Source organism: Micromonospora sp. NPDC048887, assembly GCF_040649715.1.
In the GTDB taxonomy this organism is placed as follows: Bacteria; Actinomycetota; Actinomycetes; order Mycobacteriales; family Micromonosporaceae; genus Micromonospora.
Map to the genome: position 1 here is coordinate 180,618 of NZ_JBEZGA010000001.1, position 25,080 is coordinate 205,697.

A 25,080-nucleotide genomic window follows, 5' to 3' on the forward strand; every position below is an offset into this window, starting at 1 on the left:
CGGTTCGGCTACAGGCCGAGACCCCGGCCGATGATCTCCTTCATGATCTCGGTGGTGCCGCCGTAGATGGTCTGCACCCGGCTGTCCAGCCACGCCTTCGCCACCGGGTACTCCGCCATGAAGCCGTAGCCGCCGTGCAACTGCACGCACCGGTCGGCGACCTTCGTCTGCAACTCGGTGGTCCACCACTTGGCCTTCGCCGCGTCGGTCACCGAGAGGCGGCCCGCGTTGAACTCGGTGACGCAGTGGTTGACGAACGTCCGCGCGATGGTGACCTCGGTGTCCAGCTCGGCCAGCAGGAACCGGTTGTGCTGGAACCGGCCGATCGGCCGCCCGAACGCCTCCCGGGAACGGGCGTACTCGATGGTGAGCGCGAGCAGCTTCTCGCACGCCGCCACCGCTGCCACGGCGATGCTCAGCCGCTCCCGGGGCAGGTTGGCCATCAGGTGGTAGAAGCCGTGGTTCTCGGTGCCGATCAGGTTCTCCGCCGGCACCCGGCAGTCGTCGAAGAACAGCTCGGCGGTGTCGTTGGCCTTCAGGCCGACCTTCGCCAGGCGGCGGCCCCGGCTGAAGCCGGGCGTGCCGCTCTCCACCACGACCAGGCTCACCCCGTGCGCGCCCTGGTCCGGCGCGGTCTTGGCCACCACGACCACCAGGTCGGCCATCTCACCGTTCGTGATGAACGTCTTCTGCCCGCTGAGGACCAGGCTGTCGCCGTCGCGGACCGCGGTGGTGCGGATGCCCGCCAGGTCGCTGCCCGCGCCCGGCTCGCTCATCGCGATGGCGGTGACCAGGTCGCCGGAGCAGAAGCCCGGCAACCACCGCTTGCGCTGGTCGCCGGTGGTCAGCTCGGTCAGGTACGGGGCGACCACGTCGTTGTGCAGCCCGAAGCCCAGACCGGTGCACCCGGCGGCGACGATCTCCTCGTCCAGCACCGCGTTGAACCGGAAGTCGCGCTGCCCGCCGCCGCCGTACTCCGGGTCGACGTCCGGGCCGAGCAGCCCGGCCGCGCCGGCGGCCCGCCACACCTGCCGGTCGACGATCCCGTCGGCCTCCCACTGCTCGTGGTGCGGCACCGCCTCCCGGGCGAGGAACCGGCGGCACAGGTCGCGGAACTCGTCGTGGACGGGCTCGTAGAGATGCTGCTCCATGGCGGCAAGTCTGACACCGCTCAGCCGCCCCGGACAGGGGCGAGCGCCGCTCGTAGCCGGCGCTCCCGGAGGCCGGTGCGGACGGCCTCGGCCAGGATCGCGACCAGGACGATCCCCAACCCGACGGCGGCGGATTCCCACCCGGTGCGGATCGCTAGCACGATCAGCGGGCCGAGCAGCAGGACGCCACCGGCGGCCCCGAACAGCGCTCCCCGGCGTACCGCCGGAAGGTTGTCCGCCACCGCCGCGCGTCCCGCCTCGTCGACGGGCGGCTCGCCCCGGCGCAGCCCGGTCTCGGTGACCGCCCAGGCGGCGGCCCGCTCCGCCTCGGCGGCGCCTGGTTTCTGAAACCAGTTCAGCATGAAGAACATGAGCCCGTAGATCACCCCGTGCAGACCGGCGTCGAGCACCGCTACCTGTACGGACTCGTCCCGATCCCAGAGCCGGATGGCCAGCCAGGCGACTCCGGCGAACGCCATGGAGATCACGTAGGGGCCGGGAGCGCCGAACCGGAGAAACGCCACGCGAGGTCGGGGTTCCGCCATGCCGGAGCCGTACCCTCGCGCGCCGTCCGATAATCCCCTGTGGATGGTGGCGGGCGGACGTGCGGCACGCCAGGATGGCCGGATGAGCACACTCACGGGGAAACAGGTCGCCGAGGCCGGGCTGGACGGGTGGACGTACCTGCTGGGGGCGTTGCAGACGCGCATCCGTACCCCCGATTTCGCGGCCGGGCTGGCGCTGGTGGCCGCGGTCGGCGCGGAGGCCGAGCGGGTCGATCACCATCCCGATCTGGACCTGCGCTACACCCACGTGGACGTGCGGCTCTGGTCGCACGACGCGGGCGGCGTGACCCAGCGTGACCTGCGGCTGGCCCGGACGATCTCGGGGCTGGCCGCGGACGCCGGGCTCACCCTGTCGGCGGCCGGGCTGGCCCGCCTGGAACTCGCGCTGGACACCCCGGCGCACGCGGCGGTGCTGCCGTTCTGGCGGGCGGTCCTGACCTGGCAGGCACCGGGCGGCCGGGGCCCGGACGACGACGAGGTACGCGACCCGGACGGCGTGCTGCCGACTGTCTGGTTCCAGCGCTCCGGCCGGGACGAGCCCCGGCAGCGGTGGCACCCGGATGTGTGGGTCGACCCGGCCGAGGTGGACGCGCGCATCGCCGCCGCGCTGGCGGCCGGCGGCACGCTGGTCAGCGACGCGGAGGCGCCGAGCTTCTGGGTGCTCGCCGACCCGGACGGCAACCGGGTCTGCCTCTGCACCTGGCAGCAGCGCTCCTGACTCAGCGCAGCGCCTTCGCGGCCACCTTCAGGTCGGCGACCAGGCCCTCGTAGGCCACGTCCTGGTTGTCGGCGCGCAGCACCGCCGACGGGTGGATGGTGGCGAGCAGCCGGGCCGCCGGGGCGTCGGCGACAGCGCCCGTCCGGTCGACCGGCACGCGCTCGAAGTCCTCCGGGTGCTGGGCGGCGGCGGGCCAGGGCAGCAGCTCACCTCGCTGCTTCGTCACCCGGAAGCTCGGGCCGAGCAGCGCCTTGGCGGCGGTGGCGCCGAGCACCACCACGATCTCCGGGCGCAGCCGGGCGAACTCGGCGACCAGCCACGGCCGGCAGGCGGTGACGTGCACGCGGTCCGGGGTCTGGTGGATGCGCCGCCGGCCGCGCAGCTCGAAGCGGAAGTGCTTGACGGCGTTGGTCAGGTAGATCTGGGCGGGGTCGAGCGCCGCGTCGTCGACGGCCTTGCGCAACAGCCGCCCGGCCGGGCCGACGAACGGCAGCCCCTTCTGGTCCTCGATGTCGCCCGGCTGCTCGCCGACGAATACCACGCGGGCGTGCTCGTCGCCGCGGCCGAAGACGGTCTGGGTGGCGTCCCGGTACAGCTCGCAGCCCCGGCAGTCGCCCGCCGCGGCGCGCAGCTCGTCGATGGTGTCCGCCGACGGCGGGATGAACTCCTGTGCGCCGGGTGCGCTCTCGGTCTCGGCCATGCCGATCGTTCTACCCCGTTCGGCGGCGCGCACGCGAGCGGCCCGCCGCGCTGTCCGGAGGTGTTAAGAAGGGGCCCTTCCTATACCGAATGCGTTAAGAGGGGGCCCTTCCTTACGGCGGTGAGCGCGTCGGCCAGCGCGGGGATGTCGGCCTCGTCCAGTGCGCTCACCGAGACGCGCACGGCGGGGTCGGCGGCGATCCGGTACAGGCCGCCGGGGGCGAGCGCCCACCCGGCGTCGCGCAGGGTCGTGACCGCCACCGTCTCGTCGGGCACCGGCACCCAGACGTTGATCCCGGTGCGCCCGTACGCGGTCACCCCACGCTCGGCCAGCGCCTCGACCAGCCCGTCGCGCCGCCTGTCGTAGCTGTCCGCCGCGCGCCGCACCAGACCGGCGGTGGCCGGGTCGCGCCAGAGCGACACGACCAGGCGTTGCAGCACTGTGGACACCCAGCCGGCGCCGACCCGCGCGCGCCCGGCCACCCGGGCCACAGTGGCCTCGTCGCCGGTCAGCACCGCGAGCCGCAGGTCGGGCCCGTAGGGCTTGCTCACCGACCGGACGAAGGCCCACGCCGGGGTCGCCCCGGCGAGCGGGTGCAGGGGTACGCGGGCCAGCTCGGCGGCGTGGTCGTCCTCGATCAGCAGCAGGTCGGCCCGGCCGGCGAGCAGAGTGCGCAGCGCGTCGGCACGGGCGGCGGAGACCGCGGCGCCGGTCGGGTTCTGCGCCCGGCTGGTCACCACGAGCGCCCGGACCCCGGCGGCGAGCGCCGCCCGGACGCCGCCCACTGTGGGGCCCTCGTCGTCCACCGGCACCCCGACGGTACGCAGGCCGAGCGCCGCGATCAGGTCGAGCAGGTTGGCCCAGCCCGGGTCCTCCACCGCCACCGCGTCGCCGGGGCGCAGGTGGGCGGCGAGCAGCCGTTCGATGCCGTCGAGCGCCCCGCCGGTGACTGTCAGCTCGCCGGCCGGCACGCGATCGGCGGCGAGCCGCTCCCGGGCCAGGGCGGCCAGGTCGGGCAGGACGGCGTCGGTCGCGTACCCGCCGGGGGGTCCGATCTCGGCGGCTAGCGCGGCGAGGTGCGGGCCGAGCGGCGGCAGCAGCCGGGGGTCGGGCTGGCCGGCGGAGAGGTCACGGCCGCCGGGCAGCGGTGGGGGCAGCAGGGCGGCGCGGCGGGCGGCGACCGGCGGGCGGGGGCGGACCCGGGTGCCGTGCCGGCCGGCGGTCGCGACCAGGCCGCGTTGCCGCAGTTCCTGGTACGCCTTCGCGACGGTGGCCGGGCTGACGTCCAGCTCGGCGGCGAGCGCGCGGACGGCGGGCAGGGCGTCGCCGGGGGCGAGGTCGCCGCTGCGGATGCCGGATTCGACGCTTGCCGAAATCGCGGCGGAGGTGGACCCGACGATCTGATAATGTGCTGCCACAGTTTAGCGATTGTACTAGAACAAAGGTGGGATGTCACGTGTACCCCCCGACCGCCCGCACCACCGCCACCCGCACCCGCGACCGGATGCACTACGACCGCGCCACCGCGCACGCGCTGCTGGACGAGGCGTACCACTGCGCGCTGTCGTTCACTGTTGACGGTGAGCCGCGCATCCTGCCGACCCTGCACGTGCGCGTCGGCGACACGCTCTACCTGCACGGGTCCACCGGCAGCCGGCCGCTGCTGGCCGCCCGGGGCGAGGCCGGTCTCCCGGTCTGCGTCGCCGTCACCCACCTCGACGGGCTGATCTACGCCCGCTCCCAGTTCCACCACAGCGCCAACTACCGGTCGGTGGTGGCGCACGGCACCGCCCGGCTGGTCGAGGACGCCGGCGAGAAGGCCGCGGTGATGACCGCGCTGGTGGAGAAGGTGGCCGCCGGCCGGTCCGCCGACAGCCGCCCGCCGAACCGGCGCGAGCTGGCCGAGACGGCGGTGCTGGCGCTGCCGCTGCGCGAGGTGTCGGTACGGATGCGCACCGGCGGCGTCAACGACGAGCCGGCCGACGAGGCGCTGCCGTACTGGGCCGGTGTGGTGCCGCTGCGGCTCACGCCGGGCCGCCCCGAACCGGCGCCCGGGGTGAGCGCGCCGGCGCCGGCGTACCTGCGGGCGGCCCGGTCGCCGTGGCACGAGCCGGCGGTGCTGCGCGGCGAGCACGTGGTGCTGGAGCCGCTCGACCTCGCCCACGCCGACGAGCTGTACGCCGTCACCGCCGACCCGCAGGTGTGGCGGCACCTGGGCGGCACGCAGCCGGCCGACGCCGCCGAGATGCGCCGGGTCGTCACCGACTACCTGGACGCGCAGGAACGCGGCGAGCAGGTGTGCTGGGCGCAGCGCTGCGCCACCACCGGCGCGGTGGTCGGCACGACCTCCTACTACGAGATCGACCCGGTACGCCGCTCGCTGGCGATCGGCTACACCTGGCTGGGCCGCCCGTGGTGGCGTACCGGCGTGAACACCGAGGCGAAGCTGCTGCTGCTCGGCCGGGCCTTCGACGAGCTGGACGCGGTCCGGGTGGTCTGGCACACCGACATCCGCAACGAACGCTCCCAGCGGGCCATCGAACGGCTCGGCGCGAGCCGGGAGGGCGTGCTGCGGCAGCACAAGCAGCGCGCCGACGGCTCCTGGCGGGACACCGTGCAGTACTCGATGCTCGCGCGGGAGTGGCCGACGGCACAGGTCAGCCTGCGGGAAAGGCTTCGCCCGACGGCGGGCGCGGCGTCATGATGTCCGGCGTGCTGGGGATCACCGACATCTGGACGTACGTGCTGGGCACCGTGGCGATCGTGCTGCTGCCCGGCCCGAACTCGCTCTTCGTGCTGGCCACCGCAGCCCGTCGCGGCGTGGCCACCGGTTACCGGGCCGCCGCCGGGGTGTTCGTCGGCGACGCGGTGCTGATGATCCTCTCCGCCGCCGGGGTGGCCTCGCTGCTCCAGGCGTATCCCCCGCTCTACCTGGTGATCAAGTACGCCGGCGCGGCGTACCTCGGTTATCTGGGGCTGGCCATGCTGCGCGGCGCGTGGCGGCGCTGGCGCGACCGCAACGACCCGGCCACGCCGCGCCTGATCGACGAGGTGGAGCCGGCCGGGCAGCGGGAGCCGTTCCGGAAGGCGCTGGTGATCAGCCTGCTCAACCCGAAGGCGATCCTGTTCTTCGTGTCGTTCTTCATCCAGTTCGTCGACCCCGGGTACGCCTGGCCGGCGCTGTCGTTCCTGCTGCTCGGGCTGATCGCCCAGGTCGCCAGCGCGCTCTACCTGACCGTGCTGATCTTCACCGGCACGTACCTGGCGGCCCAGTTCCGGCAGCGCCGCCGGCTCGCCGCGAGCGGCACCACAGCTGTCGCGGTGCTGTTCCTCGGCTTCAGCCTCAAGCTCGCCGCCGGCTGAGGTGTAAGGAAGGGGCCCCTATTAACACCTCCGGTAGAGGAAGGGCCCCTTCTTAACAAGGCACGCGCACACGCTCACGTGCCGTCGCCGCCTCCGCCACCACCGCCGATGCCCGCGCCGCCGGCCGTACCCCCGAGCCCGTAACCCGGCGCGACCGGGCGGTCGGGGCGGCGGCTGACGTGCGCCGACTCGCGGATCGTGGCCGACCAGTCGGCGTGTGAGGCGGCCGCCGCGTGCCTGTCGATGGCATGCCGCAGCCAGCCGTCCACTGTGGCCACCCAGTCCCGCTTGTCGGCGCCGGCGTGCCAGACCCGGAACCGGCTGATGCTCTGGTGGGTGATCCCGGCCAGGGAGAGCCGCCGGTCCAGCCAGAGCAGCACCTCCATGCCGGCCGAGTCGGTCAGCATGATCATTTCGAGTTCGGTCATCGGGCCGGCATAGAGCGGGGCGGCCCAGAACCCGTACCACTGCTGGAACGGCAGCGTCTGCTCCACCCCCGGCAGCCGCCCCTCCCGCAGGCCCGCCTGCCGGATCGCGAAGCCGAGCGTGTCCAGCGCGGCGAGCACGTGCTCCTGGGCGGGCAGCGGATGGATCAGCACCGGCACCATCGCGCCCTGATCCACCTCCGGATCCACCGACACCTCGGTGCGCAGGCCGGTACGCAGGCTCAACAGCGGCACCCCGCCGTACGTGGTCACCGGCGACTCCCACGGCAGCGGCACGGCGAAGTCGACAGCGCGCCGCCGCCCGGCCGGCACCACGAACCGCCCCGCGATCGTCCACGTCCGGAACTGCACCAGGCGGCGCGGCGCCTCCGGGTCCTCCGGTTCGACCTGGGTCACCAGCCCGAGCCGGATGTGCCGCACCGGCACGTCCGAGCCGCCCGCGCTCAGCGTCACCCGGCCGGGCAGGCGCAGGCCCGGCCGGGTGCTCGGGTTGGGCAGCGTGGTGCTCACCGACAGCCCGGTCCAGGCGGAGTCCCGCGACACGCCGGTCAACCGCATGCCGGGGCATTCCCGCTGCCCGCCCGGCCATGCCAGGCCGGAACGGACGCCGGCCCGGCGAGGTGTCCCCACCTCGCCGGGCCGGCCCGGATCACGACGCTCAGCGCATCCGGCGGCCTCGCGGCACCGGGTCGGTCTCGTCGTCGAACTCGCCGATGACCTCCTCCAGCAGGTCCTCCAGCGCGACGAACCCGATGGGCCGGGTCGGCCCACCGCCGTTGCTCACCAGCGCGAGCTGCGCCTGCTGCGCCCGCATGGAGGTCACCGCCTCGGTCACCGACGCCTCGGCCGGCAGCGTGAAGGCGCTGGTCATCAGCTCCTCCGCGGTCGCCGGACGGCCGGTGGTGACGGCGCGCACCGCCTCGCGTACGTGCACCAGGCCGCACACCTCGCCACCGGCGTCGACAACTGCCAGCCGGGACCGGCCGCTGTCGCGCGAGACGTGTTCGATCCGCTCGGCGGTCTCGCCCCGGCCCACTGTGACGATCTGGTCGAACGGCTCCATCACCTGGGCCACTGTGGTGCCCTGGAGCTCCAGCATGCTGGTCAGCAGCTGGTGCTGCTCGGCGCCGAGCAGCCCGTGCTCCCGGGACTGCTCCAGCAGGATGCGCAGCTCGTCCGGGCCGTGCACCTGGGCCAGCTGGTCCTGCTGCTGCACGCCGACCAGCCGCAGCATCGCGTTCGCCAGCCCGTTGAGCACCGACAGCACCGGCCGGGCGATCCGGGCGAACGCCCGGAACGGCAGCGCCAGCAGCATCGCCGAACGCTCGGCGTCGGTGATCGCCCACGACTTCGGGGCCATCTCGCCGACCACCAGGTGCAGGAACGTCACCAGCGACAACGCGAACACCAGCGCGACCACGTGGCTGGCCGCGGTGGGCAGGCCGACCGCGTGCAGCAACGGGCTGAGCAGGTGCTCGATGGCCGGCTCGGCCAGCGCACCCAGACCCAGCGTGCACAGCGTGATGCCGAGCTGTGCGCCGGCCAGCATCAGGCTCAGCTCGCGGACGCCGTCCAGCGCCGCGCGGGCCGCCCGGCCGCCACCGGCGGCCGCCTGCTCCAGGCGGTACCGCTTGGACGCGATGAGCGCGAACTCGGCGGCCACGAAGAATCCGTTCAGCGCCAGCAGCACCACGGAGAAGAACAACGCGAACCCGGGGCTCATGCGGCGCCCTCCCCGGACACGTCGGCGGTGGGCCGCAGCCGCACCGAGTCGGCCACGTGCCGGTCCACCGCCAGCACCTCGACCAGCACCCGGGGGCCGCCGGCCGGCTCGTCGCCGTCCGTGGCGACCGGGATCTCCAGCAGGTCACCGACCTCGGGCACCCGGCCCAGCTCCCGCATCACCAAGCCGGAGAGCGTGTCGTACTCGGGGCGCTCGGGCAGCTCGATGCCGGTGCTGTCGGCGACCTCGTCGATGCGCCAGCGCGCCGGGACCACCCAGGAGCCGTCCTCCTGCCGGGCCGCGGCCCGGTCCGGCGGGTCGTCCTCGTCGCGGATCGGCCCGACCAGCTCCTCGGCCAGGTCCTCCAGCGTGATCACGCCGGCGAAGCCGCCGTACTCGTCGACCACGCAGGCGAGCTGCCGGTGCCCGGACCGCAGGCGGTCCAGCACCGTCGGCAGCGGCAGCGTCTCGGGCACCAGCAACGGGGGTACGGCCACCGCGTCGACCCGGGTGGTCGCGCGCTGCGCCGGGGGCACCCCGAGCACGTCGGCGATGCCGACCACGCCGATCAGGTCGTCGACGCCCTCGGCGCCGCTCACCGGGAACCGGGAGTGGCCGGTGTCCAGCAGCTCGACGATCCGGCTGACCGGCTCGTCGGCCCGGATGGTGTGCACGTCGACGCGCGGCACCATCGCCTCCCCGGCGGTCAGTTCCCGGAAGTCCAGACCCCGGTCCAGCAGGTCGGACATCTCGGCGTCGAGGTGCCCCTCCTCCCGGGACTCGGCGATGATCTGTTCCAGGTCCTGCGGGGTGGCGCCGCTGGGCAGCTCCTCGATCGGCTCGATGCCGAGCCGGCGGAGCAGCCGTACGGCCGCCCTGTCGAAGAGCGTGATCAGCGGACCGGCGATCTTCAGGTAGATCAGGGTGGACCGCGCCAGCGCCCGGGCCAGCGGTTCGGCCCGCGCGATGGCCAGGTTCTTCGGCGCCAGCTCGCCGAGGACCATCTGCACCACTGTGGCGATGACCAGGGCGAGGGCCACCGACAGCGGCAGCGTGACCGCGCTGGACAGCCCGGCGAGGCCGAGCAGGTCGGCCAGCCCGGCACCCAGGAACGGCTCGGCGACGTAACCGACCAGCAGGGCGGTCACCGTGATGCCGAGCTGGGCGCCGGACAGCATGAAGGAGAGCCGCGCGGTCACCTCCAGGGCCCGGGCCGCGGCACGATCGCCACCGTCGGCGAGCTGCTTGAGCTTGCCCCGGTCCACGGCGACGTAACCGAACTCCTGGGCCACGAAGTAACCGGTGGCGGCGGTGAGGACGGTGATGAGAAGGAGACCGACGAGGATCAACACGGGAGGTTCAGTGCTCCCGGGGTCGTCGGGGAGGGAATTCGCCGGGTATTACCCGGCCGGCTACTGCTGCCCTCCGGGGCAGGAGAGTCGATCATGCGGCCCATTTTATCGGTACGCGCTGGACGTTCGCTGAGGGTGCCGGGAAGCCTCCCGCGCGTCCGGTTCACCGCCCGGCCAGCTCGTCGACGTCCAGCAGCGTCCGGTCGACCCGTCCGGAACGGTACGCGGCCCGGCCGATCATCTGCGCGGCCACCGGCGCGGTGGAGAGCTGGAAGATCGCCACCAGGACCAGCATGCCCAGGTCCGAGGGGGTACGCAGACGCAGCGCCAGCCCGGTCAGCAGCAACAGGACGCCCAGCACCTGCGGTTTGGTGGCCGCGTGCATCCGGTCCAGCACGTCCGGGAAGCGGACCAGCCCGATGCCGGCGACCAGGGCCAGCGCCGCCCCGACCAGCAGCAGCACCCCACCCACCCAGTCCGCGACGGCGCTCACGCTGAGCCTCCTTCCGTTCGCGACTGCGGGGCTCGCAACCCCGGCTCACTCCTCGCGCTCACCAGGAGCCTCCTTCCGTTCGCGACTGCGGGGCTCGCAACCCCGGCTCACTCCTCGCGCTCACGCTTCAGCCCGGACCGCGAAGCGCACCAGCGACACCGACCCGATGAAGCCGAGCAGCGAGAGCACCACCAGGACGGGCAGCGTCGTGGCGTGCCGGTTCACCGCGGCCTCCGCCCCCACCGCGGCGAGCATCGCCGACAGCAGCAGGTCGGCGCCGACGACCCGGTCGAGCAGGGACGGGCCGCGGTAGATCCGGGCCAGGGCGAGCAGCGCGGTGGCCGAGAGCAGCACGGTCAACGCGACGGCGAGCAGGACAGTCACTGGTGGTTCCTCCGTTCGGCGGGTTCGAGGTCGAGCCGGCGTACCTCGTCGGGAGATCCGATGGCGCGGACGATGCGCCCTTCGACGGCGAGCACCCGCTCGCGGCTGCCGGCCAGGTCCTCGGGTCCGCGCACGTCGAGCACGTGCACGTAGAGCACGCCCTCCGCCCGGTCGACGTCGAGGATCAGCGTGCCCGGCACCAGCGAGATCACCTCGGCGGTGAGCGTCAGGTTGAGGTCGGTGCGCACGCGCAGCGGCACCGCGATGATCGCGCCACGCGGGCGGTAGCCGAAGCGCAGCGCCACCGCTGCCACGTGGAGGCTGGCGCTGACCAGCTCCGCGACGAACGTGACAGCGAACACCAGCAGCGCGCGGGGGCGTACCCGGCCGCCGAACGTGACCGGCGGCAGCGGGAAGAACAGCAGCACCGCCACGCCGACCACCAGGCCGGCGACCAGGTTGCCCCAGGACACGTCGCCCCACAGCAGCATCCACGCGACGACCAGCCAGCCGAGCGCGACCGCCTGGTCCCGCCGCCGCCCGCCCCGGCCGACGGCCGACGCGGGGGCGTCCGGGACGGGCGCCGCCCGGGGTACGCCGGCGGGCTCCCCGGTCGGGCCCCCGCCCGGGGGCAGCTCGTCGGTCACGGCACGTCCCGGGGGAGGACCGCCCGCACGTACGGGGTGCGCTCGCGCAGGTCGGTGGCCGCGTCCGAGGTGACCTGGAACAGCGGCCCGGCCACCAGCGTGAACAGCACGCCCAGCGCCACCAGTGCGGTGGTCGCGCCGACCATCAGCCCGGGCAGCCGGGCCGGCGGGGTGGCGGTGGCCAGCCGGGGCTCCCGCCAGAACGCGATGTTCCACACCCGGGAGGCGGCGTAGAGGGTGAGCAGGCTGGTGAGCGTGCCGGCCGCGACGAGCACGGCGGGCAGCACGCCGCCGGCCGCCACGCCGGCCTGGAGCAGTCCGAGCTTGCCGAGGAAGCCGGAGAACGGCGGGATGCCGGCGAGGTTCATCGCGGGGACGAAGAAGAGCACGCCGAGGGTCGGGGCGACCCGTGCCAGGCCGCCGATGCGACGCAGGTCGGTGCTGCCCGCGCGTTCCTCGACCAGGCCGGCGACCAGGAACAGCGTGGTCTGGATGGTGATGTGGTGCACCACGTAGAAGATCGCCCCGGACAGGCCGGCGACGCTGCTCAGCGCCACCCCGAAGATCATGTAGCCGATGTGGCTGACCAGCGTGAACGACAGCAGCCGCTTCAGGTCCGACTGCGCCACCGCGCCCAGGATGCCGACCACCATGGTCAGCCCGGCCACCACCATCAGCAGCGTGGCGACCTGGCCGCCGGGGAACAGCAGCGTCTCGGCGCGGATGATCGCGTACACGCCGACCTTGGTGAGCAGGCCCGCGAAGACCGCTGTCACGGGGGCGGGCGCGGTCGGATAGCTGTCCGGCAGCCACGCCGACAGCGGGAACACCGCCGCCTTGATCCCGAACGCGAGCAGCAGCGTCAGTTGCAGGGTCAGGCGTACGCCCGACGGCAGCGCGTCCAGCCGGCCGGCGAGCTGCGCCATGTTCAGCGTGCCGGTGGCCGCGTACACCAGTCCCACCGCGGACAGGAACAGCAGCGACGACAGGATGCTGACCACCACGTACGTCGATCCGGTGCGCAACCGCGCCTCGGTGCCGCCCAGCGTGATCAGCACGAAGCTCGCGGCCAGCAGGATCTCGAAGCCGACGAAGAGGTTGAACAGGTCCCCGGCGAGGAAGGCGTTCGTGACACCGGCGGTCAGCACCAGGTACGTCGGGTGGTAGATGCTCACCGGCGCGGTCTCCCCGGTCTCGCCCCGGCCCTGGCCGATCGAGTAGAGCAGCACGCACAGCGTCACCGCCGAGGAGACGAGCACCATCAGCGCCGCCAGCTGGTCCGCCACCAGCACGATGCCCACCGGCGCCGGCCAGCCGCCCACGTGCACCACCACCGGCCCGGACCCGTACGCCCGCACCAGCAGCACCGCCGCCACCACGAGGACGCTGGACAGGCACAGCACGCTGATCCACCGCTGCAACCCGGGCCGGCCGGACAGCAGGAGGGTGAGCGCCGCGCCGAGCAGCGGCACCACCACCGGCAGCGGAACGAGCGCGGTCACGAGGCGTCCCCCCGATGCAGCCGCCGCCGGGCCGGCTCCGGGTCCACCTGCTCCGGGTCGTCGTCCGGGCCCTCGCCGCCGTGGTCCGCAGTGGACACCTCGTTGCTCTCGGCGAGCCGGACGATCTGCCGGTCCTCCAGGTCGTCCTGCACCTCGTCGTCACCGCTGGTGTACCAGCTCCGGTAGGCGACGGCGAGCAGGAACGCGGTCAGCCCGAACGTGATCACCACGGCGGTGAGCACCATTGCCTGCGGCAGCGCGTCGCTCATCTCGCCCCGCGAGGTGGAACCGACGAGCGGCGCGGCGCCGGACCGCCCGCCGAGCAGGATGAGCAGGTTCACGCCGTTGCCGAGCATGATGATGCCGAGCAGGATCCGGGTCAGGCTGCGTTCCAGCAACAGCATGACGCCGGCGGCGACGAGCACCCCGACGGCCAGCACCAGCACCAGCGTCGGCCCGGCCGCACCCCTGTTCACTGAGCCACCTCTGTTCGCGACTGCGGGGCTCGCAAACCCGGCTCACTCCTCGCGCTCACGAGGGACCCTCCCGCTGGACCACCAGCCCGTGCCCCGCATCGCCCGCGGCCTCCACGTGCCGGTCGACCTCGGCGCCCAGGCTGCGCAGGATGTCCAGGATCAGCCCGACCACCACGAGATAGACGCCGACGTCGAAGAACAGCGACGTGACCAGGTAGAAGTCGCCGACCACAGGCAGCCACAGGTTGACCTTCACGCTCTGCAGCACCTGGCCGGTGAGCGCCAGGCCGAGGACGCCGCTGCCGACCGAGATGCCCAGACCCGCGCCGAGCACCGTGCCGGCACCGACCGGCGCCGCCTCGGCCAGCTCGTACCGGCCGCCGGCCAGGTAACGCAGGGCCAGCGCCAGCCCGGCCACGAGCCCGCCGGCGAAACCGCCGCCGGGCGCGTTGTGCCCGGAGAACAGCAGGAACAACGAGAAGATCAGTACGGTGTGGAAGATCAGCCGGGTGACCACCTCGAAGACGATCGAGCGCCGCCGTTCCGGCAGCGTCTGCCCGCCGCGCAGCCACACCGTGCGCCGGTCCCCGGCACGCAGCGCGGCCGGTGGCGGGCGGCGAGGGCGCGGCCCGGTGCGGGAACGCTCGTAGATCAGGCTGGCCACGCCGGTGGCGGTCACCACGAGCACCGAGATCTCCCCCATCGTGTCCCAGGCGCGGATGTCCACGAGCGTCACGTTCACGACGTTGCGGCCGTACCCCTGCGTGAGGGCCAGGTCCGGGAAGGCCGCGGAGATCGACGGCGCCCGCCGCGCCCCGGCCGCGACGAGCGCCAGACCGGCCATCACCACGCCGGCGGCGACCCCGATGCCGCGCCGCACCCAGCGGCTGCGGCGCAGCGGGCGGGCCGAGAAGCGCTCCGGCAGCCGCCGCAGCACCAGCACGAACACCGCGATCGTGGCGGTCTCCACCAGGAACTGGGTCAGCGCCACGTCCGGGGCGCCGTAGAGGACGAACATCATCGCGGTGCCGTAGCCGGTCACGCCGACGAGCAGCATCGCGGTGAGCCGGCGCCGCGCGCCCACCGCGAGCAGCGCGGCGACCGCGATCACCACGCAGACCACGAGCTGGGCCGGGTTGTCCCAGACCGCCAGGTCGACCCGCCACGGCGCGGTGGCGATCATCGCTCCCCCCGGCACGAACACCAGCGCGAGCAGCACGGTGCCGAGGTACTGCGGCAGGGAGCCGCGCTGGGTGGCGCCGGTGACCTCGATGGCGAGCCGGTCGAAGCCGTGCGTCACCCACTCGTACCCCTGGTTGCCGCCCACCGGCGAACGCAGCCGGGCCAGCGCGGACGCCAGCGGGCCGCGGACCAGGTGCAGCACCACGCCGCCGGCCAGCACGAGGGCGGACAGGCCGAGCGCCGCCGTCGGTCCGTGCCACAGCGCCAGGTGCTCCTCGACCGGCCCGAACAGCTCGGCGTACGGCTCGAACAGGCCGCTCAGCCACCCGGCGGCCGGACCGGCGACGAGCCCGGCCACGGCGAGCAGCGCCGGAGGTACGAACATCGCGGCGGGCGGCCGGGCCCACTCGGTGTCCGGCACGCCGGGCCGGGTGCCGAACGCGCCCCAGAGGAACCGGATGCTGTACGCGACGGTGAGCGCGCTGCCCACCACCAGCACGATCAGGACCAGCGGATCGCCGGTGAACGCGGCGAGCGCCGCCTCCTTCCCGACGAACCCGAGCAGCGGCGGCACCCCGGCCATCGAGGCGGCGGCCAGCGTGGCGACTGTGGCCAGCACCGGCGCGGCCCGGCCCAGCCCGGACAGCTCCCGCAGGTCACGGGTGCCGGCCTCGTGGTCGACGATGCCGACGACCAGGAACAGCGCCGCCTTGAACAGGGCGTGTGCCGCCAGCATCGCCACCCCGGCCAGCGCCGCCTTCGGGGTACCCGCCCCGAACACCACTGTGAGCAGGCCGAGCTGGCTGACCGTGCCGTACGCCAGCAGCAGCTTCAGGTCGGTCTGGCGCAGCGCCGCCCACCCGCCGATGACGAGCGTGACCAGTCCGGCGACCACTGTGACCGGCCGCCACCCGTCGACCGGGGCGAGCACCGGGCCGAGCAGTCCGATGAGGAAGATGCCGGCCTTCACCATCGCCGCCGCGTGCAGGTACGCGCTCACCGGCGTCGGTGCGGCCATCGCCACCGGCAGCCAGGCGTTGAACGGGAACACGGCGGACTTCGCCAGCGCCCCGGCGAGGATGAGCAGCACCGCGACGGTGAGGTACCCGCCGCCGGGCAGCGGCGCGGCCGCCACCGCCGACCACCGGTAGCCGCCGGCGTGGTGGCCGAGCAGCAGGAACCCGACGAGCATGGCCAGCCCGCCCAGCGTGGTCACGGTGAGCGCCTGCGCGGCGGCCCACCGGCTGGACCGGCGTTCGGTGCTGTGCCCGATGAGCAGGTAGGAGAAGACGGTGGTCAGCTCCCAGAAGACGTAGAGCAGCAGGAGGTCGTCGGAGACGACGAGGCCGAGCATCGCCCCGGCGAAGGCGACCATGACGGCGGCGAACCGGGCCAGCCCGGTCGACCCGGGCGGGAAGTAGCGGGCGGAGTAGACCAGCACCAGCGCGCCGACGCCGCCGACGAGCAGCAGCATCAGCCAGGACAGCGTCGTGACCCGCAGCGCCACGTCGAGCTGGAGCTGCGAGATCCAGGGGTACGTCTCGACGACCGCGCCGCCGTCGCGTACCGCACCGGTGTGCGCCGCCGCCCAGACCGCTGTGGCGGCCGGGGCGAGCGCGAGCAGCAGGCAGGCGCGCGGACCCCACCGGCGGACCAGCAGCGGGGCGAGCAGGGCCGCCACCAGGTGCACGATCAGCAGGACGAGCACGCGTACTCCCGGTCGAGGTGACAGCGCGCGAACACGCTGGTGTCACAACCGATCACACGCCACAGAGGCACCGAACCGGGCCGTTTTCTCCAAAACCCACCCATATCCCCAGCCCTCACCGCCCGCCACAGGCTCCCCACCCACTCCTCCCCCCGGCGGTGATCAAGGAGTTTGTGTCCGTCGGCGCGCCTGATCCGCCTGCAAACTCCTTGATCACCGGAGTGGGGCGCGGGAGGGCCGGGGGTGGGGCGCGGGAGGGCGGCGGGGTGGGGTCAGGGGGTGGGGTTGGGGGTGGCCAGCTGGTGGGCGGCGCGGTCGACGGCGCGCTGGGCGGCGGCCAGGGAGCGCAGTGGCAGCCGGGCGTCGCGGCTCTCCCGGCGCTGGACGAAGTAGTGCACAGCGGCCCGGACCCGGGCCCGGTCGGCGGCGCTGGACCGGGCGGTGGCCAGGATCATCTCGCGCAGCCGTGCGGCCAGTTCCTCGGCCAGCTCCAGATCGGGGCCGTGCAGACCGGCGCGCAGCACGGCCAGGCGACTGTCGACCTTACGGATGAGCACGTCGGTTCCCGGCCCCAGGACTCGTTCCTCGACGGTCATCCACGCCTCCACCCCACGCCGCATCGCGAGTGAAGTTACTTTATGTTGCAGCCCACAAGCAAGCAGTTAAGTAAGACTTAACGGAATAATCGCCCATTCCATTCTTCGACCGCTGTGCGCGGGACGCAACGGTCCGGCGGCGGGCCGGATGTCACACCCGCGCGGCAGGATGGGTGCGTGGCGGACGAGGTGACCCCGTCAAGCAGGTCAGGCGGGTCAGGCAGGTCAGACGGGGTGCTGGCACAGTTCGGCGCGGCGACCCGGGAGTGGTTCACCGCGGCGTTCGCCGCGCCCACCCCGGCCCAGGAGGGCGCCTGGCGCTCGGTGGCCGCCGCACGCAACGCCCTTGTCGTCGCGCCGACCGGCTCCGGCAAGACGCTCGCGGCGTTCCTCTGGTCGCTCGACCGGCTCGCCAAGGAGCCGCCGCCGGCCGACCTCCGGCGCCGGTGCCGGGTGCTCTACGTCAGCCCGCTCAAGGCGCTCGCCGTCGACGTGGAACGCAACCTGCGCGCCCCGCTCACCGGCATCCGCCAGGCCGCCTCCCGGCTCGGCCTGGCCCCGCCGGACATCACCGTCGGGATGCGTACCGGCGACACCCCGGCCGACGAGCGCCGGGCCTTCGCCCGCACCCCGCCGGACATCCTCATCACCACGCCCGAGTCGCTGTTCCTGCTGCTCACCTCCGCCGCCCGCGACTCGCTGCGCGGCGTCGACACGGTGATCGTGGACGAGGTGCACGCGGTGGCCGGCACCAAGCGCGGCGCCCACCTGGCGCTGTCCCTGGAGCGGCTCGACGCGCTGCTGGAACGGCCCGCGCAACGGATCGGCCTGTCCGCCACCGTCCGGCCGATCGACGTGTGCGCCCGCTTCCTCGGCGGCGCGCGCCCGGTCGACGTGGTGCAGCCGCCGGCCGACAAGACCATCGAGGTCAGCGTCCAGGTCCCGGTGGAGGACATGACCCGCCTCGACGAGCAGGAGCCGCCGGAGGACGACCTGGGCGGCCTCGCCCCCCGCCGTGCCTCGATCTGGCCGGCCGTCGAGGAGCGGGTGTTCGCGCTGATCCGCGCGCACCGGTCCACCATCGTGTTCACCAACTCCCGGCGCAGCGCCGAACGGCTCTGCGCCCGGCTCAACGAGCTGGCCGCCGAGGAGATCGAGGCGGCGTCCGCCCCGGAGGGCAGCCGCGTGGCCCGGGGCGGGGAGCCGGTGCGCGTATCCGATCTGCTGCCCGGCGCCGACGGCCCGCCGCCCGGTGCCGGGCCCGGGCCGGTGCGGGCGCCTCGGCAGCCGGCGGAGGTGATGGCGCAGGCCGGCGCGGCGGCCGGTGCGCCGGCGGTGATCGCCCGGGCGCACCACGGCAGCGTCTCCCGGGAGGAGCGCAAGCAGATCGAGGAGGCGCTGAAATCCGGCCGGCTGCCCGCCGTGGTCGCCACGTCCAGTCTGGAGCTGGGCATCGACATGGGTGCCGTCGACCTGGTGGTGCAGATCGAGGCGCCGCCGAGTGTGGCCGCCGGGCTGCAACGGGTCGGGCGGGCCGGGCACCAGGTCGGCGCGGTCTCGCGCGGCGTCGTCTTCCCCAAGCACCGGGGCGACCTGCTCTCCTGCACAGTGGTGGCCGAGCGGATGGGTGCCGGGGCGATCGAGGAGCTGCACTACCCGCGCAACCCGCTCGACGTGCTGGCCCAGCAGATCGTCGCGATGGTGGCGCTGGAGCCGTGGCGGCTCGGCGACCTGGCGGTGCTGGTCCGGCGGGCGGCGCCGTTCGCGGAGCTGCCCGACTCGGCGCTGCACGCGGTGCTCGACATGCTCTCCGGGCGCTACCCGTCCACCGCGTTCGCCGAGTTGCGCCCGCGGCTGGTCTGGGACCGCGCCACCGACGTGCTGACCGGCCGGCCCGGCGCGCAGCGGCTCGCCGTGACCAGCGGCGGCACCATCCCCGACCGGGGCCTGTTCGGCGTCTTCCTGGCCGGCGCGGAGCGGGCGGCGCGGGTCGGTGAGCTGGACGAGGAAATGGTCTACGAGTCCCGGGTGGGTGACGTGTTCCTGCTCGGCTCGTCGTCCTGGCGGATCGAGGAGATCACCCCCGACCGGGTGCTCGTCTCCCCCGCACCCGGGCAGGCGGCCCGGATGCCGTTCTGGAAGGGCGACCAACTCGGCCGCCCGGTCGAGCTGGGGCGGGCGATCGGCGCCCGGGTCCGGGCGCTGCTGCGGCAGTCCGACGCCGACGCGGTGGCGGCGCTGCGGGCCGGCGGGCTCGACGACTGGGCCGCCGGCAACCTGATGAACTACCTGCGCGAGCAGAAGGCGGCCACCCGGTCGCTGCCGGACGACCGGACGGTGGTGGTCGAGCGGTTCCGCGACGAGCTGGGCGACTGGCGGCTCGCCGTGCACTCGGTCCTCGGCGCGCGCGTCAACGGGCCGTGGGCGCTGGCGATCGGCCGCCGGCTGGCCGAGCGGTACGGCGTGGACGCCCAGGTCATGCCCTCCGACGACGGCATCGTGGTGCGCCTGCCGGACACCGCGGACACACCACCCGGCGCCGACGTGGTCGTCTTCGAGCCGGACGAGATCACCCAGCTGGTCGAGGAGTCGGTGGGCACGTCGGCGCTGTTCGCGTCCCGGTTCCGCGAGTGCGCGGCCCGGTCGCTGCTGCTGCCCCGGCGCGACACCCGGCGGCGGCAGCCGCTGTGGCAGCAACGCCAGCGCGCCGCGCAGCTGCTCGACGTGGCCCGCGAGTACGCCGACTTCCCGGTCACGCTGGAGGCCGCCCGCGAGTGTCTTCAGGACGTCTTCGACCAGCCCGCCCTGGCCGGGCTGATGCGCGACCTGGCCTCCCGCAAGGTACGCCTGGTCGAGGTGGAGTCCGAGCGCCCGTCGCCGTTCGCGCGGTCGCTGCTGTTCGGGTACGTCGGCGCGTTCCTCTACGAGGGCGACGCCCCGCTGGCCGAGCGGCGGGCCGCCGCGCTGGCGCTCGACTCCGGCCTGCTCGGCGAGCTGCTCGGCCGGGTCGACCTGCGGGAACTGCTCGACCCGGAGGTGCTCGCCGAGACCGCGCGCCAACTGCGCTGGCGCACCGAGCAGCGGCGGCCCCGCGACCCGGAGGACGTGGTCGAGCTGCTGCGCGTGGTCGGCGACCTGAGCGGCGCCGAGCTAGCCGAGCGCGGCGTGCCGGAGTCGTGGACCGACGAGCTGGCGGCGGCCCGGCGGGTGCTGCGCGTCCGTATCGCCGGGGAGGATCGGTGGGTGGTGGTCGAGGACGCCGCCCGGCTGCGCGACGCGCTCGGGGTGGCGCTGCCCGTCGGCGTCGCCGAGGCATACCTCGCACCGGTGGCCGATCCGCTCGCCGACCTGGTCGCCCGGTACGCCCGCACGCACGGCCCGTTCGCGGCCGCCACCTGCGCGGCCCGGTTCGGGCTCGGCGTGTTCGTGGTGGAGCAGGCACTGCGGCGGCTCGCCGCGACCGGCCGGGTGGTCTCCGGCGAGTTCGCCCCGGACACGGTGGGCACCCAGTGGTGCGACGCCGAGGTGCTGCGCCTGCTGCGCCGCCGCTCGCTCGCCGCCCTGCGCCGGGAGATCGAACCGGTGCCGCCGCGCGCGCTCGCCGCGTTCCTGCCCCGCTGGCAGCAGGTCGGCTCGTCGGCCCGGGGCGTCGAGGCGGTCGCCGCCACCGTCGAGCAGTTGCAGGGCGTGAGCGTGCCGGCGTCCGCCCTGGAACGCCTGGTGCTGCCCGCCCGGGTGGCCGACTACTCCCCCGCCCAGCTCGACGAGCTGTGCGCCGGCGGGGAGGTGGTGTGGGCCGGCGCGGGCGCGATCTCCGGCGGCGACGGGTGGGTGGCGCTCGCGTACGCCGACGTCGCGCCGCTGCTGCTCCCGCCGCCGGACGAGGCACTGACGCTCACCCCGCTGCACGAGTCGGTGCTCGACGCGCTCGCCGACGGGCAGGCGCTGTTCTTCCGCTCGCTGTCCGACCGCATCGGCGCCACCGACGACGCCGCCCTGTCCGGCGCGGTGTGGGATCTGGTGTGGGCCGGTCACCTCACGAACGACACGCTCGCACCGCTGCGGGCCGCGCTGGGCGCGGGCGGGGCGCACCGCTCCCGGCCCTCGGCGCCGCGCACCCGCTACCGCCGTCCCGGCCGGGTGGCGCTGCCCAGCCGGAGCGGTCCGCCCACGATGGCCGGGCGCTGGTCCCGGCTGCCCGAACGCGACAGCGACCCCACCCGCCGCGCCGCCGCCCTGGCCGACCTGCTGCTGGAACGGCACGGCGTGGTGACCCGGGGCGCGGTCGTGGCCGAGCAGGTCACCGGCGGTTTCGCCGGGGTCTACCCGGTGCTGTCCGCGATGGAGGAACGCGGGGCGGCCCGGCGCGGCTACTTCGTCGAAGGGCTCGGCGCGGCGCAGTTCGCGGTGCCGGGCGCGGTGGACCGCATCCGGGCGCTCGCCGACGACACCCAGGGCCGGGGCGGGCCGACGGTAGTGCTCGCGGCCACCGACCCGGCGAACCCGTACGGCGCGGCGCTGCCCTGGCCGGAACGAGTCGTCGACTCCGGCGACGGCGCGGCACCGGCCACCGGCCACCGGGCCGGGCGCAAGGCGGGCGCGCTCGTCGTGCTCGTCGGCGGCGACCTGGTGCTCTACGTCGAGCGGGGCGGCCGGACGATCCTGTCCTTCACCGACGACACCGACACGCTCGGCGCGGCCGGCAAGGCACTCGCCGACGCGGTGCACTCCGGTGCGCTCGGCGCGATCTCGGTGGAACGCGCCGACGGCGAGGCCGTGCACGCGTCCCCGCTGCGCGACGCGCTGACCGCCGCCGGTTTCCGCGCCACCCCGCGCGGCCTGCGCCTGCGCGGCTGACCGCCGGTGGTTCCGGGGAGCGGGAACGTAGGGTGTGCCGGTGGCCTCGATCTCGCTGACCACCGACTACGGGCTCTCCGACGGGTTCGTGGCGGCGTGCCATGGCGTGCTGGCCCGGCTCGCCCCGGCCGTCCGGGTGATCGACGTGACGCACCTGATCCCACCGGCCGACGTACGCCGGGGCGCGGCGGTGCTCGCGCAGACAGTGCCGTACCTGCCGTGGGGCGTGCACGTGGCGGTGGTCGATCCGGGTGTCGGCACGACGCGGCGCGGGATCGCGCTCGCCGCGCCCGGCGGGCTGCTGGTCGGGCCGGACAACGGGCTGCTGATCCCGGCCGCGGAGGCGCTCGGCGGGGTGACCGACGCGGTGGAGCTGACCAATCCGGACTGGCTCGGCCCGGTCGTGTCCCGCACGTTCCACGGGCGGGACGTGTTCGCGCCGGTGGCCGCTCGGCTGGCGCTCGGCGCGTCGCCGGCCGAGGCGGGACCGGCAGTCCACCCGGGCACGCTGGTCCGGCTGCCGGACCCAGTGGTACGCGCGGAGCCCGGCGGCTTCAGCGCCGAGGTGCTGACCGTCGACCACTTCGGCAACGTCCAGCTCGCCGCGCCGGGCACGCTGCTCGACGGCCTGCCGTCCCGGGTGCTGGTGAACGGCCACGAGGCGGTCCACGGCCGCACGTTCGGCGACGCTGACCCCGGCGCCCTGGTGGTCTACGTCGACTCGGCCGGCCAGGTCGCGGTAGCGGTGAACACCGGCCGAGCCGCCGACACCCTCCACGCCACCCCAGGCGCCCTGGTCACCATCACCCGTCTCCCCCGCGATCTTGCAGTTGGTGCCCCGGCATAACGGGCGAATGCCCCCGGGGCAGGGCCGAAACTGCAAGATCGCGGAGGAAAGCCCTCGGGAGGGCGCCGCTCAGCAGCGGGGGACTGTGCCGCCGTAGATCGAGGACAGGTACGCGTGGCTGACGTAGTTGCCGCCGACCAGGCGGTACCACCTCGTCGTCGTGCGGTACGTGCCGGCGATGCGCTGCCCGGTCACGTAGCACTGCACCGGCACGTGGGCGTACGTGGCGGCCAGCCCCCGGCTCGCGTACGAGGTGCTCGCCCCGGCGCGCAGGTTCAGCGGCCCGGAGCCGACCACCGCCCGCGCCCCGCCGCCGGTCCACAGCAGCGTCACGTCCACCCACGCGTTGTCGGTGAGCCGCAGCCCGTCCCAGAACGTGCCGTCGGCCAGGTCCAGCCCGGCCGGGTTGCGGACGGTACGGCCGAACTGGTCGCGCCCGCCGTTGTAGCCGTTCTGGTACGCCGCCTGCGCCTCCGGCAACCCGCGCGGCAGGTCCTTCCAGTTCTCCCGGATCGACGCCGGGTTCCACCAGTCGTCCCGGGTGTACCAGGGCCCGACGTCCCAGACCGGGGCGTACTCGCAGCGGCTGCCGCTCGTCGTGCAGACCTTTACCGTGTAGTCACCGGTGTTTCGCGGGGACAGGCCGCGCCGGGTTGGCAGCGCCGCGAAGTGGTCCCGGGTGGCCACTGTGTGCCCGTTGGCGGTGGTGCCGCCGACCAGGCCGATCCGGGTGGCGTACACCCGGTAGGTGAGCGCGGCGGCCGGCTGGACCGCTGTGGTGGTGACCCGGTCGGCGGCCAGGGTCAGACCGGTCACTGTGGCGTCCGACGCGGCGTCGCGGGTGGTCAGCACGACGCGCGCCTGGACCCGGCTGACCGGCTGGTCGAAGACCGCCTCGGCGCCGTCGCGCCACTCGGTCCAGCCACGGGCACGCCAGCCGCGCACCTGGGCCACCGCCGTACCCCCGTCGCCGGTGCGGGCGGCGAGCTGTGCGCGTACCCGGGTCGCGGGTTTCTCCAGGGCGCGCGGCGCGGAGAGCAGGATGCCCTCGGCGAGCGGTCCGGCGACGGCGGCCGGGCGGGTGCGGACGGTGGGCCGCGGGTCGGCCAGCCGCAGGCGGCCGGACCGCCAGGCGACGTTGACGTCGTCGCCGCCGGCCACGGCGAGGTCGACGGACCAGCGTTCGGGACCGGCGGCGCGGGACGGCGCGGCGGTGGGCGGGGGCGCGGCCGGCGCGGGCGTGCCGGGCAGTCCGGCGGCCACGGTGAGCAGGGCGGTCAGGGCGGTCAGGGCGACGACGGTACGACGTCGTGAATGTGCCATGGGCATCTCCTCAGAACCCCCTGATCCTGGCGTTTCCGCAGATCAAGTGGAACCTCAGTACAAATAGCGACACATGCGAATTCCGCTCGGTAGGGGACAATGGCGGGGTGCCCGAAGGCGACACCGTCTGGAACACCGCGCGCGTCCTGCAACGCGCGCTGGCCGGGGCCCGGCTCACCGGGTCCGACTTCCGTGTGCCACAGCTCGCCACCACCGACCTGACCGGCTGGACCGTGCGCGAGTCGGCGAGCCGGGGCAAGCACCTGCTGCTGCGCCTGACCGGCACCGACGCCGAGCCCTGGACGCTGCACTCGCATCTGCGGATGGACGGCGCCTGGCGGGCGTACGCCCCGGGTGAGCGCTGGACCGCGCGGCCGGCGCACCTGATCCGGGTGGTGCTCCGCTCCCCCGCCGCGGTCGCCGTCGGCTACCACCTGCACGAGCTGGCGCTGGTGCCGACCGCCGACGAGGAGTCGCTCGTCGGCCACCTCGGCCCGGACCTGCTCGGCCCGGACTGGGACGCCGACGAGGCGGTCCGCCGGCTCGCCGCCGACCCCGACCGCACCATCGGCGAGGCGCTGCTCGACCAGCGCAACCTGGCTGGGGTGGGCAACCTCTACAAGTGCGAGGTGCTGTTCCTGCGCGGCGTGTCGCCGTGGACGCCGGTCGGCGCGGTGCCGGACCTGCCCGGCACCGTCGCGCTGGCCCAGCGGCTGCTCGCGGCCAACCGGGGCCGGTGGACGCAGAGCACCACAGGCGTGTTGCACCGGGGCGGCACCAGCTACGTCTACGGCCGCCGGACCCAGCCGTGCCGCCGCTGCGGGACCGCCATCCGCAAGGAGGAACTGGGCGAACGGGTCACCTACTGGTGTCCGTCCTGCCAGCCCGGCGTGGAACTTCCACGAAACGCCGAAGATCAGTCGAGATAGGGACGATTGGGTACTTCCCCCTCACCCCTCTGACATCGCATGCTGCGGTGGACCGCTCACGGATCGTCAGCAGCGCGTACGCCCGCCACGCCGGGGTGTCGGCCGGCGCGCCCCGAC

General features: G+C 74.3%; 21 protein-coding genes. 6 read left to right on the top strand and 15 right to left on the bottom strand.

The window, feature by feature from the left end:
* Positions 1–8: 8 nt before the first annotated feature.
* Both AB0C17_RS00845 and AB0C17_RS00850 read right to left on the bottom strand, forming a co-directional pair.
* A complete protein-coding gene (locus AB0C17_RS00845) occupies positions 9–1,151 on the bottom strand; it encodes an acyl-CoA dehydrogenase family protein (protein WP_357476170.1) in 1,143 nt (380 codons plus the stop codon).
* Positions 1,152–1,171: 20 nt separating this feature from the next.
* Positions 1,172–1,630 (bottom strand): hypothetical protein, encoded by a 459-nt coding sequence (locus tag AB0C17_RS00850; RefSeq protein WP_357476172.1) that lies wholly within the window; start codon positions 1,628–1,630, stop codon positions 1,172–1,174.
* A gap of 148 nt (positions 1,631–1,778) precedes the next feature.
* On the opposite strand from AB0C17_RS00850, the gene AB0C17_RS00855 reads away from it, so the two are divergent.
* Positions 1,779–2,435: a 4a-hydroxytetrahydrobiopterin dehydratase gene (locus AB0C17_RS00855; RefSeq protein WP_357476174.1), complete on the top strand. Its 657-nt coding sequence runs from the start codon at positions 1,779–1,781 to the stop codon at positions 2,433–2,435.
* A gap of 1 nt (position 2,436) precedes the next feature.
* Here AB0C17_RS00855 and AB0C17_RS00860 read toward each other — a convergent pair whose 3' ends face one another.
* Positions 2,437–3,135 carry a UdgX family uracil-DNA binding protein gene (locus tag AB0C17_RS00860; RefSeq protein ID WP_135238902.1) on the bottom strand — a complete coding sequence of 233 codons (699 nt, stop codon included), beginning with the start codon at positions 3,133–3,135 and terminating at the stop codon, positions 2,437–2,439.
* Positions 3,136–3,215: 80 nt separating this feature from the next.
* A complete protein-coding gene (locus tag AB0C17_RS00865; RefSeq protein ID WP_357476177.1) occupies positions 3,216–4,553 on the bottom strand; it encodes an aminotransferase class I/II-fold pyridoxal phosphate-dependent enzyme in 1,338 nt (445 codons plus the stop codon).
* A 38-nt stretch (positions 4,554–4,591) separates the two neighbouring features.
* Here AB0C17_RS00865 and AB0C17_RS00870 point away from each other — a divergent pair, with 38 nt between their 5' ends.
* Both AB0C17_RS00870 and leuE read left to right on the top strand, forming a co-directional pair.
* On the top strand, positions 4,592–5,839 hold the full coding sequence (locus AB0C17_RS00870; RefSeq protein ID WP_357476179.1) for a bifunctional pyridoxamine 5'-phosphate oxidase family protein/GNAT family N-acetyltransferase: 1,248 nt from the start codon (positions 4,592–4,594) through the stop codon (positions 5,837–5,839).
* Entirely contained in the window at positions 5,836–6,498 is a 663-nt protein-coding gene (gene leuE, locus AB0C17_RS00875; protein ID WP_357382549.1) for a leucine efflux protein LeuE, read from the top strand. The genes AB0C17_RS00870 and leuE overlap by 4 nt, the downstream gene beginning before the upstream one ends.
* A 74-nt stretch (positions 6,499–6,572) precedes the next feature.
* Here leuE and AB0C17_RS00880 read toward each other — a convergent pair whose 3' ends face one another.
* The 10 genes from AB0C17_RS00880 to AB0C17_RS00925 form a co-directional block, all read right to left on the bottom strand.
* A complete protein-coding gene (locus AB0C17_RS00880; protein ID WP_357467407.1) occupies positions 6,573–7,502 on the bottom strand; it encodes a sporulation protein in 930 nt (309 codons plus the stop codon).
* Between the two features lie 100 nt (positions 7,503–7,602).
* Positions 7,603–8,667, bottom strand: coding sequence for a hemolysin family protein (locus AB0C17_RS00885; RefSeq protein ID WP_357467404.1), 1,065 nt, complete (start codon positions 8,665–8,667; stop codon positions 7,603–7,605).
* Complete coding sequence (locus tag AB0C17_RS00890; protein ID WP_357476181.1) at positions 8,664–10,019, bottom strand: hemolysin family protein; 1,356 nt, start codon at positions 10,017–10,019, stop codon at positions 8,664–8,666. Before AB0C17_RS00890 ends, AB0C17_RS00885 begins: the two co-directional genes overlap by 4 nt.
* 163 nt (positions 10,020–10,182) lie before the next feature.
* Positions 10,183–10,512 (bottom strand): monovalent cation/H(+) antiporter subunit G, encoded by a 330-nt coding sequence (gene mnhG / locus AB0C17_RS00895; RefSeq protein WP_357476183.1) that lies wholly within the window; start codon positions 10,510–10,512, stop codon positions 10,183–10,185.
* Between the two features lie 120 nt (positions 10,513–10,632).
* Positions 10,633–10,896 (bottom strand): monovalent cation/H+ antiporter complex subunit F, encoded by a 264-nt coding sequence (locus AB0C17_RS00900; protein WP_013284715.1) that lies wholly within the window; start codon positions 10,894–10,896, stop codon positions 10,633–10,635.
* Positions 10,893–11,543 (bottom strand): Na+/H+ antiporter subunit E, encoded by a 651-nt coding sequence (locus AB0C17_RS00905; protein ID WP_357476185.1) that lies wholly within the window; start codon positions 11,541–11,543, stop codon positions 10,893–10,895. Before AB0C17_RS00905 ends, AB0C17_RS00900 begins: the two co-directional genes overlap by 4 nt.
* Positions 11,540–13,045, bottom strand: a complete 1,506-nt coding sequence (locus tag AB0C17_RS00910) for a Na+/H+ antiporter subunit D (protein WP_357382535.1) — start codon at positions 13,043–13,045, stop codon at positions 11,540–11,542. The genes AB0C17_RS00905 and AB0C17_RS00910 overlap by 4 nt, the downstream gene beginning before the upstream one ends.
* Positions 13,042–13,521, bottom strand: coding sequence for a Na(+)/H(+) antiporter subunit C (locus AB0C17_RS00915; protein WP_357382533.1), 480 nt, complete (start codon positions 13,519–13,521; stop codon positions 13,042–13,044). The genes AB0C17_RS00910 and AB0C17_RS00915 overlap by 4 nt, the downstream gene beginning before the upstream one ends.
* A gap of 55 nt (positions 13,522–13,576) precedes the next feature.
* Complete coding sequence (locus tag AB0C17_RS00920; RefSeq protein ID WP_357476187.1) at positions 13,577–16,411, bottom strand: Na+/H+ antiporter subunit A; 2,835 nt, start codon at positions 16,409–16,411, stop codon at positions 13,577–13,579.
* 272 nt (positions 16,412–16,683) lie between these two features.
* On the bottom strand, positions 16,684–17,007 hold the full coding sequence (locus AB0C17_RS00925; RefSeq protein WP_357382774.1) for a hypothetical protein: 324 nt from the start codon (positions 17,005–17,007) through the stop codon (positions 16,684–16,686).
* Between the two features lie 189 nt (positions 17,008–17,196).
* Here AB0C17_RS00925 and AB0C17_RS00930 point away from each other — a divergent pair, with 189 nt between their 5' ends.
* Together AB0C17_RS00930 and AB0C17_RS00935 are read left to right on the top strand one after the other, a co-directional pair.
* Positions 17,197–21,864, top strand: a complete 4,668-nt coding sequence (locus AB0C17_RS00930) for a DEAD/DEAH box helicase (protein WP_357476408.1) — start codon at positions 17,197–17,199, stop codon at positions 21,862–21,864.
* 40 nt (positions 21,865–21,904) lie between these two features.
* A complete protein-coding gene (locus AB0C17_RS00935; RefSeq protein ID WP_357382529.1) occupies positions 21,905–22,711 on the top strand; it encodes an SAM-dependent chlorinase/fluorinase in 807 nt (268 codons plus the stop codon).
* Between the two features lie 69 nt (positions 22,712–22,780).
* On the opposite strand, the gene AB0C17_RS00940 is transcribed toward AB0C17_RS00935, so the two are convergent.
* The gene (locus AB0C17_RS00940) at positions 22,781–24,034 is read right to left on the bottom strand and encodes a hypothetical protein (RefSeq protein WP_357476189.1); all 1,254 of its coding nucleotides are present in this window, start codon (positions 24,032–24,034) and stop codon (positions 22,781–22,783) included.
* A gap of 107 nt (positions 24,035–24,141) precedes the next feature.
* On the opposite strand from AB0C17_RS00940, the gene AB0C17_RS00945 reads away from it, so the two are divergent.
* Positions 24,142–24,963: a DNA-formamidopyrimidine glycosylase family protein gene (locus AB0C17_RS00945; protein WP_357382525.1), complete on the top strand. Its 822-nt coding sequence runs from the start codon at positions 24,142–24,144 to the stop codon at positions 24,961–24,963.
* The last annotated feature ends 117 nt before the right edge of the window (positions 24,964–25,080 follow it).

What these genes read in the sequence shown, in the direction of transcription:
- AB0C17_RS00925 (WP_357382774.1), bottom strand. Translation starts at nt 17,007, where the DNA reads ATGACCGTCGAGGAACGAGTCCTGGGGCCGGGAACCGACGTGCTCATC.
- AB0C17_RS00880 (WP_357467407.1), bottom strand. Translation starts at nt 7,502, where the DNA reads ATGCGGTTGACCGGCGTGTCGCGGGACTCCGCCTGGACCGGGCTGTCG.
- AB0C17_RS00885 (WP_357467404.1), bottom strand. Translation starts at nt 8,667, where the DNA reads ATGAGCCCCGGGTTCGCGTTGTTCTTCTCCGTGGTGCTGCTGGCGCTG.
- AB0C17_RS00850 (WP_357476172.1), bottom strand. Translation starts at nt 1,630, where the DNA reads ATGGCGTTCGCCGGAGTCGCCTGGCTGGCCATCCGGCTCTGGGATCGG.
- AB0C17_RS00940 (WP_357476189.1), bottom strand. Translation starts at nt 24,034, where the DNA reads ATGGCACATTCACGACGTCGTACCGTCGTCGCCCTGACCGCCCTGACC.
- AB0C17_RS00855 (WP_357476174.1), top strand. Translation starts at nt 1,779, where the DNA reads ATGAGCACACTCACGGGGAAACAGGTCGCCGAGGCCGGGCTGGACGGG.
- AB0C17_RS00845 (WP_357476170.1), bottom strand. Translation starts at nt 1,151, where the DNA reads ATGGAGCAGCATCTCTACGAGCCCGTCCACGACGAGTTCCGCGACCTG.
- AB0C17_RS00860 (WP_135238902.1), bottom strand. Translation starts at nt 3,135, where the DNA reads ATGGCCGAGACCGAGAGCGCACCCGGCGCACAGGAGTTCATCCCGCCG.
- leuE (WP_357382549.1), top strand. Translation starts at nt 5,836, where the DNA reads ATGATGTCCGGCGTGCTGGGGATCACCGACATCTGGACGTACGTGCTG.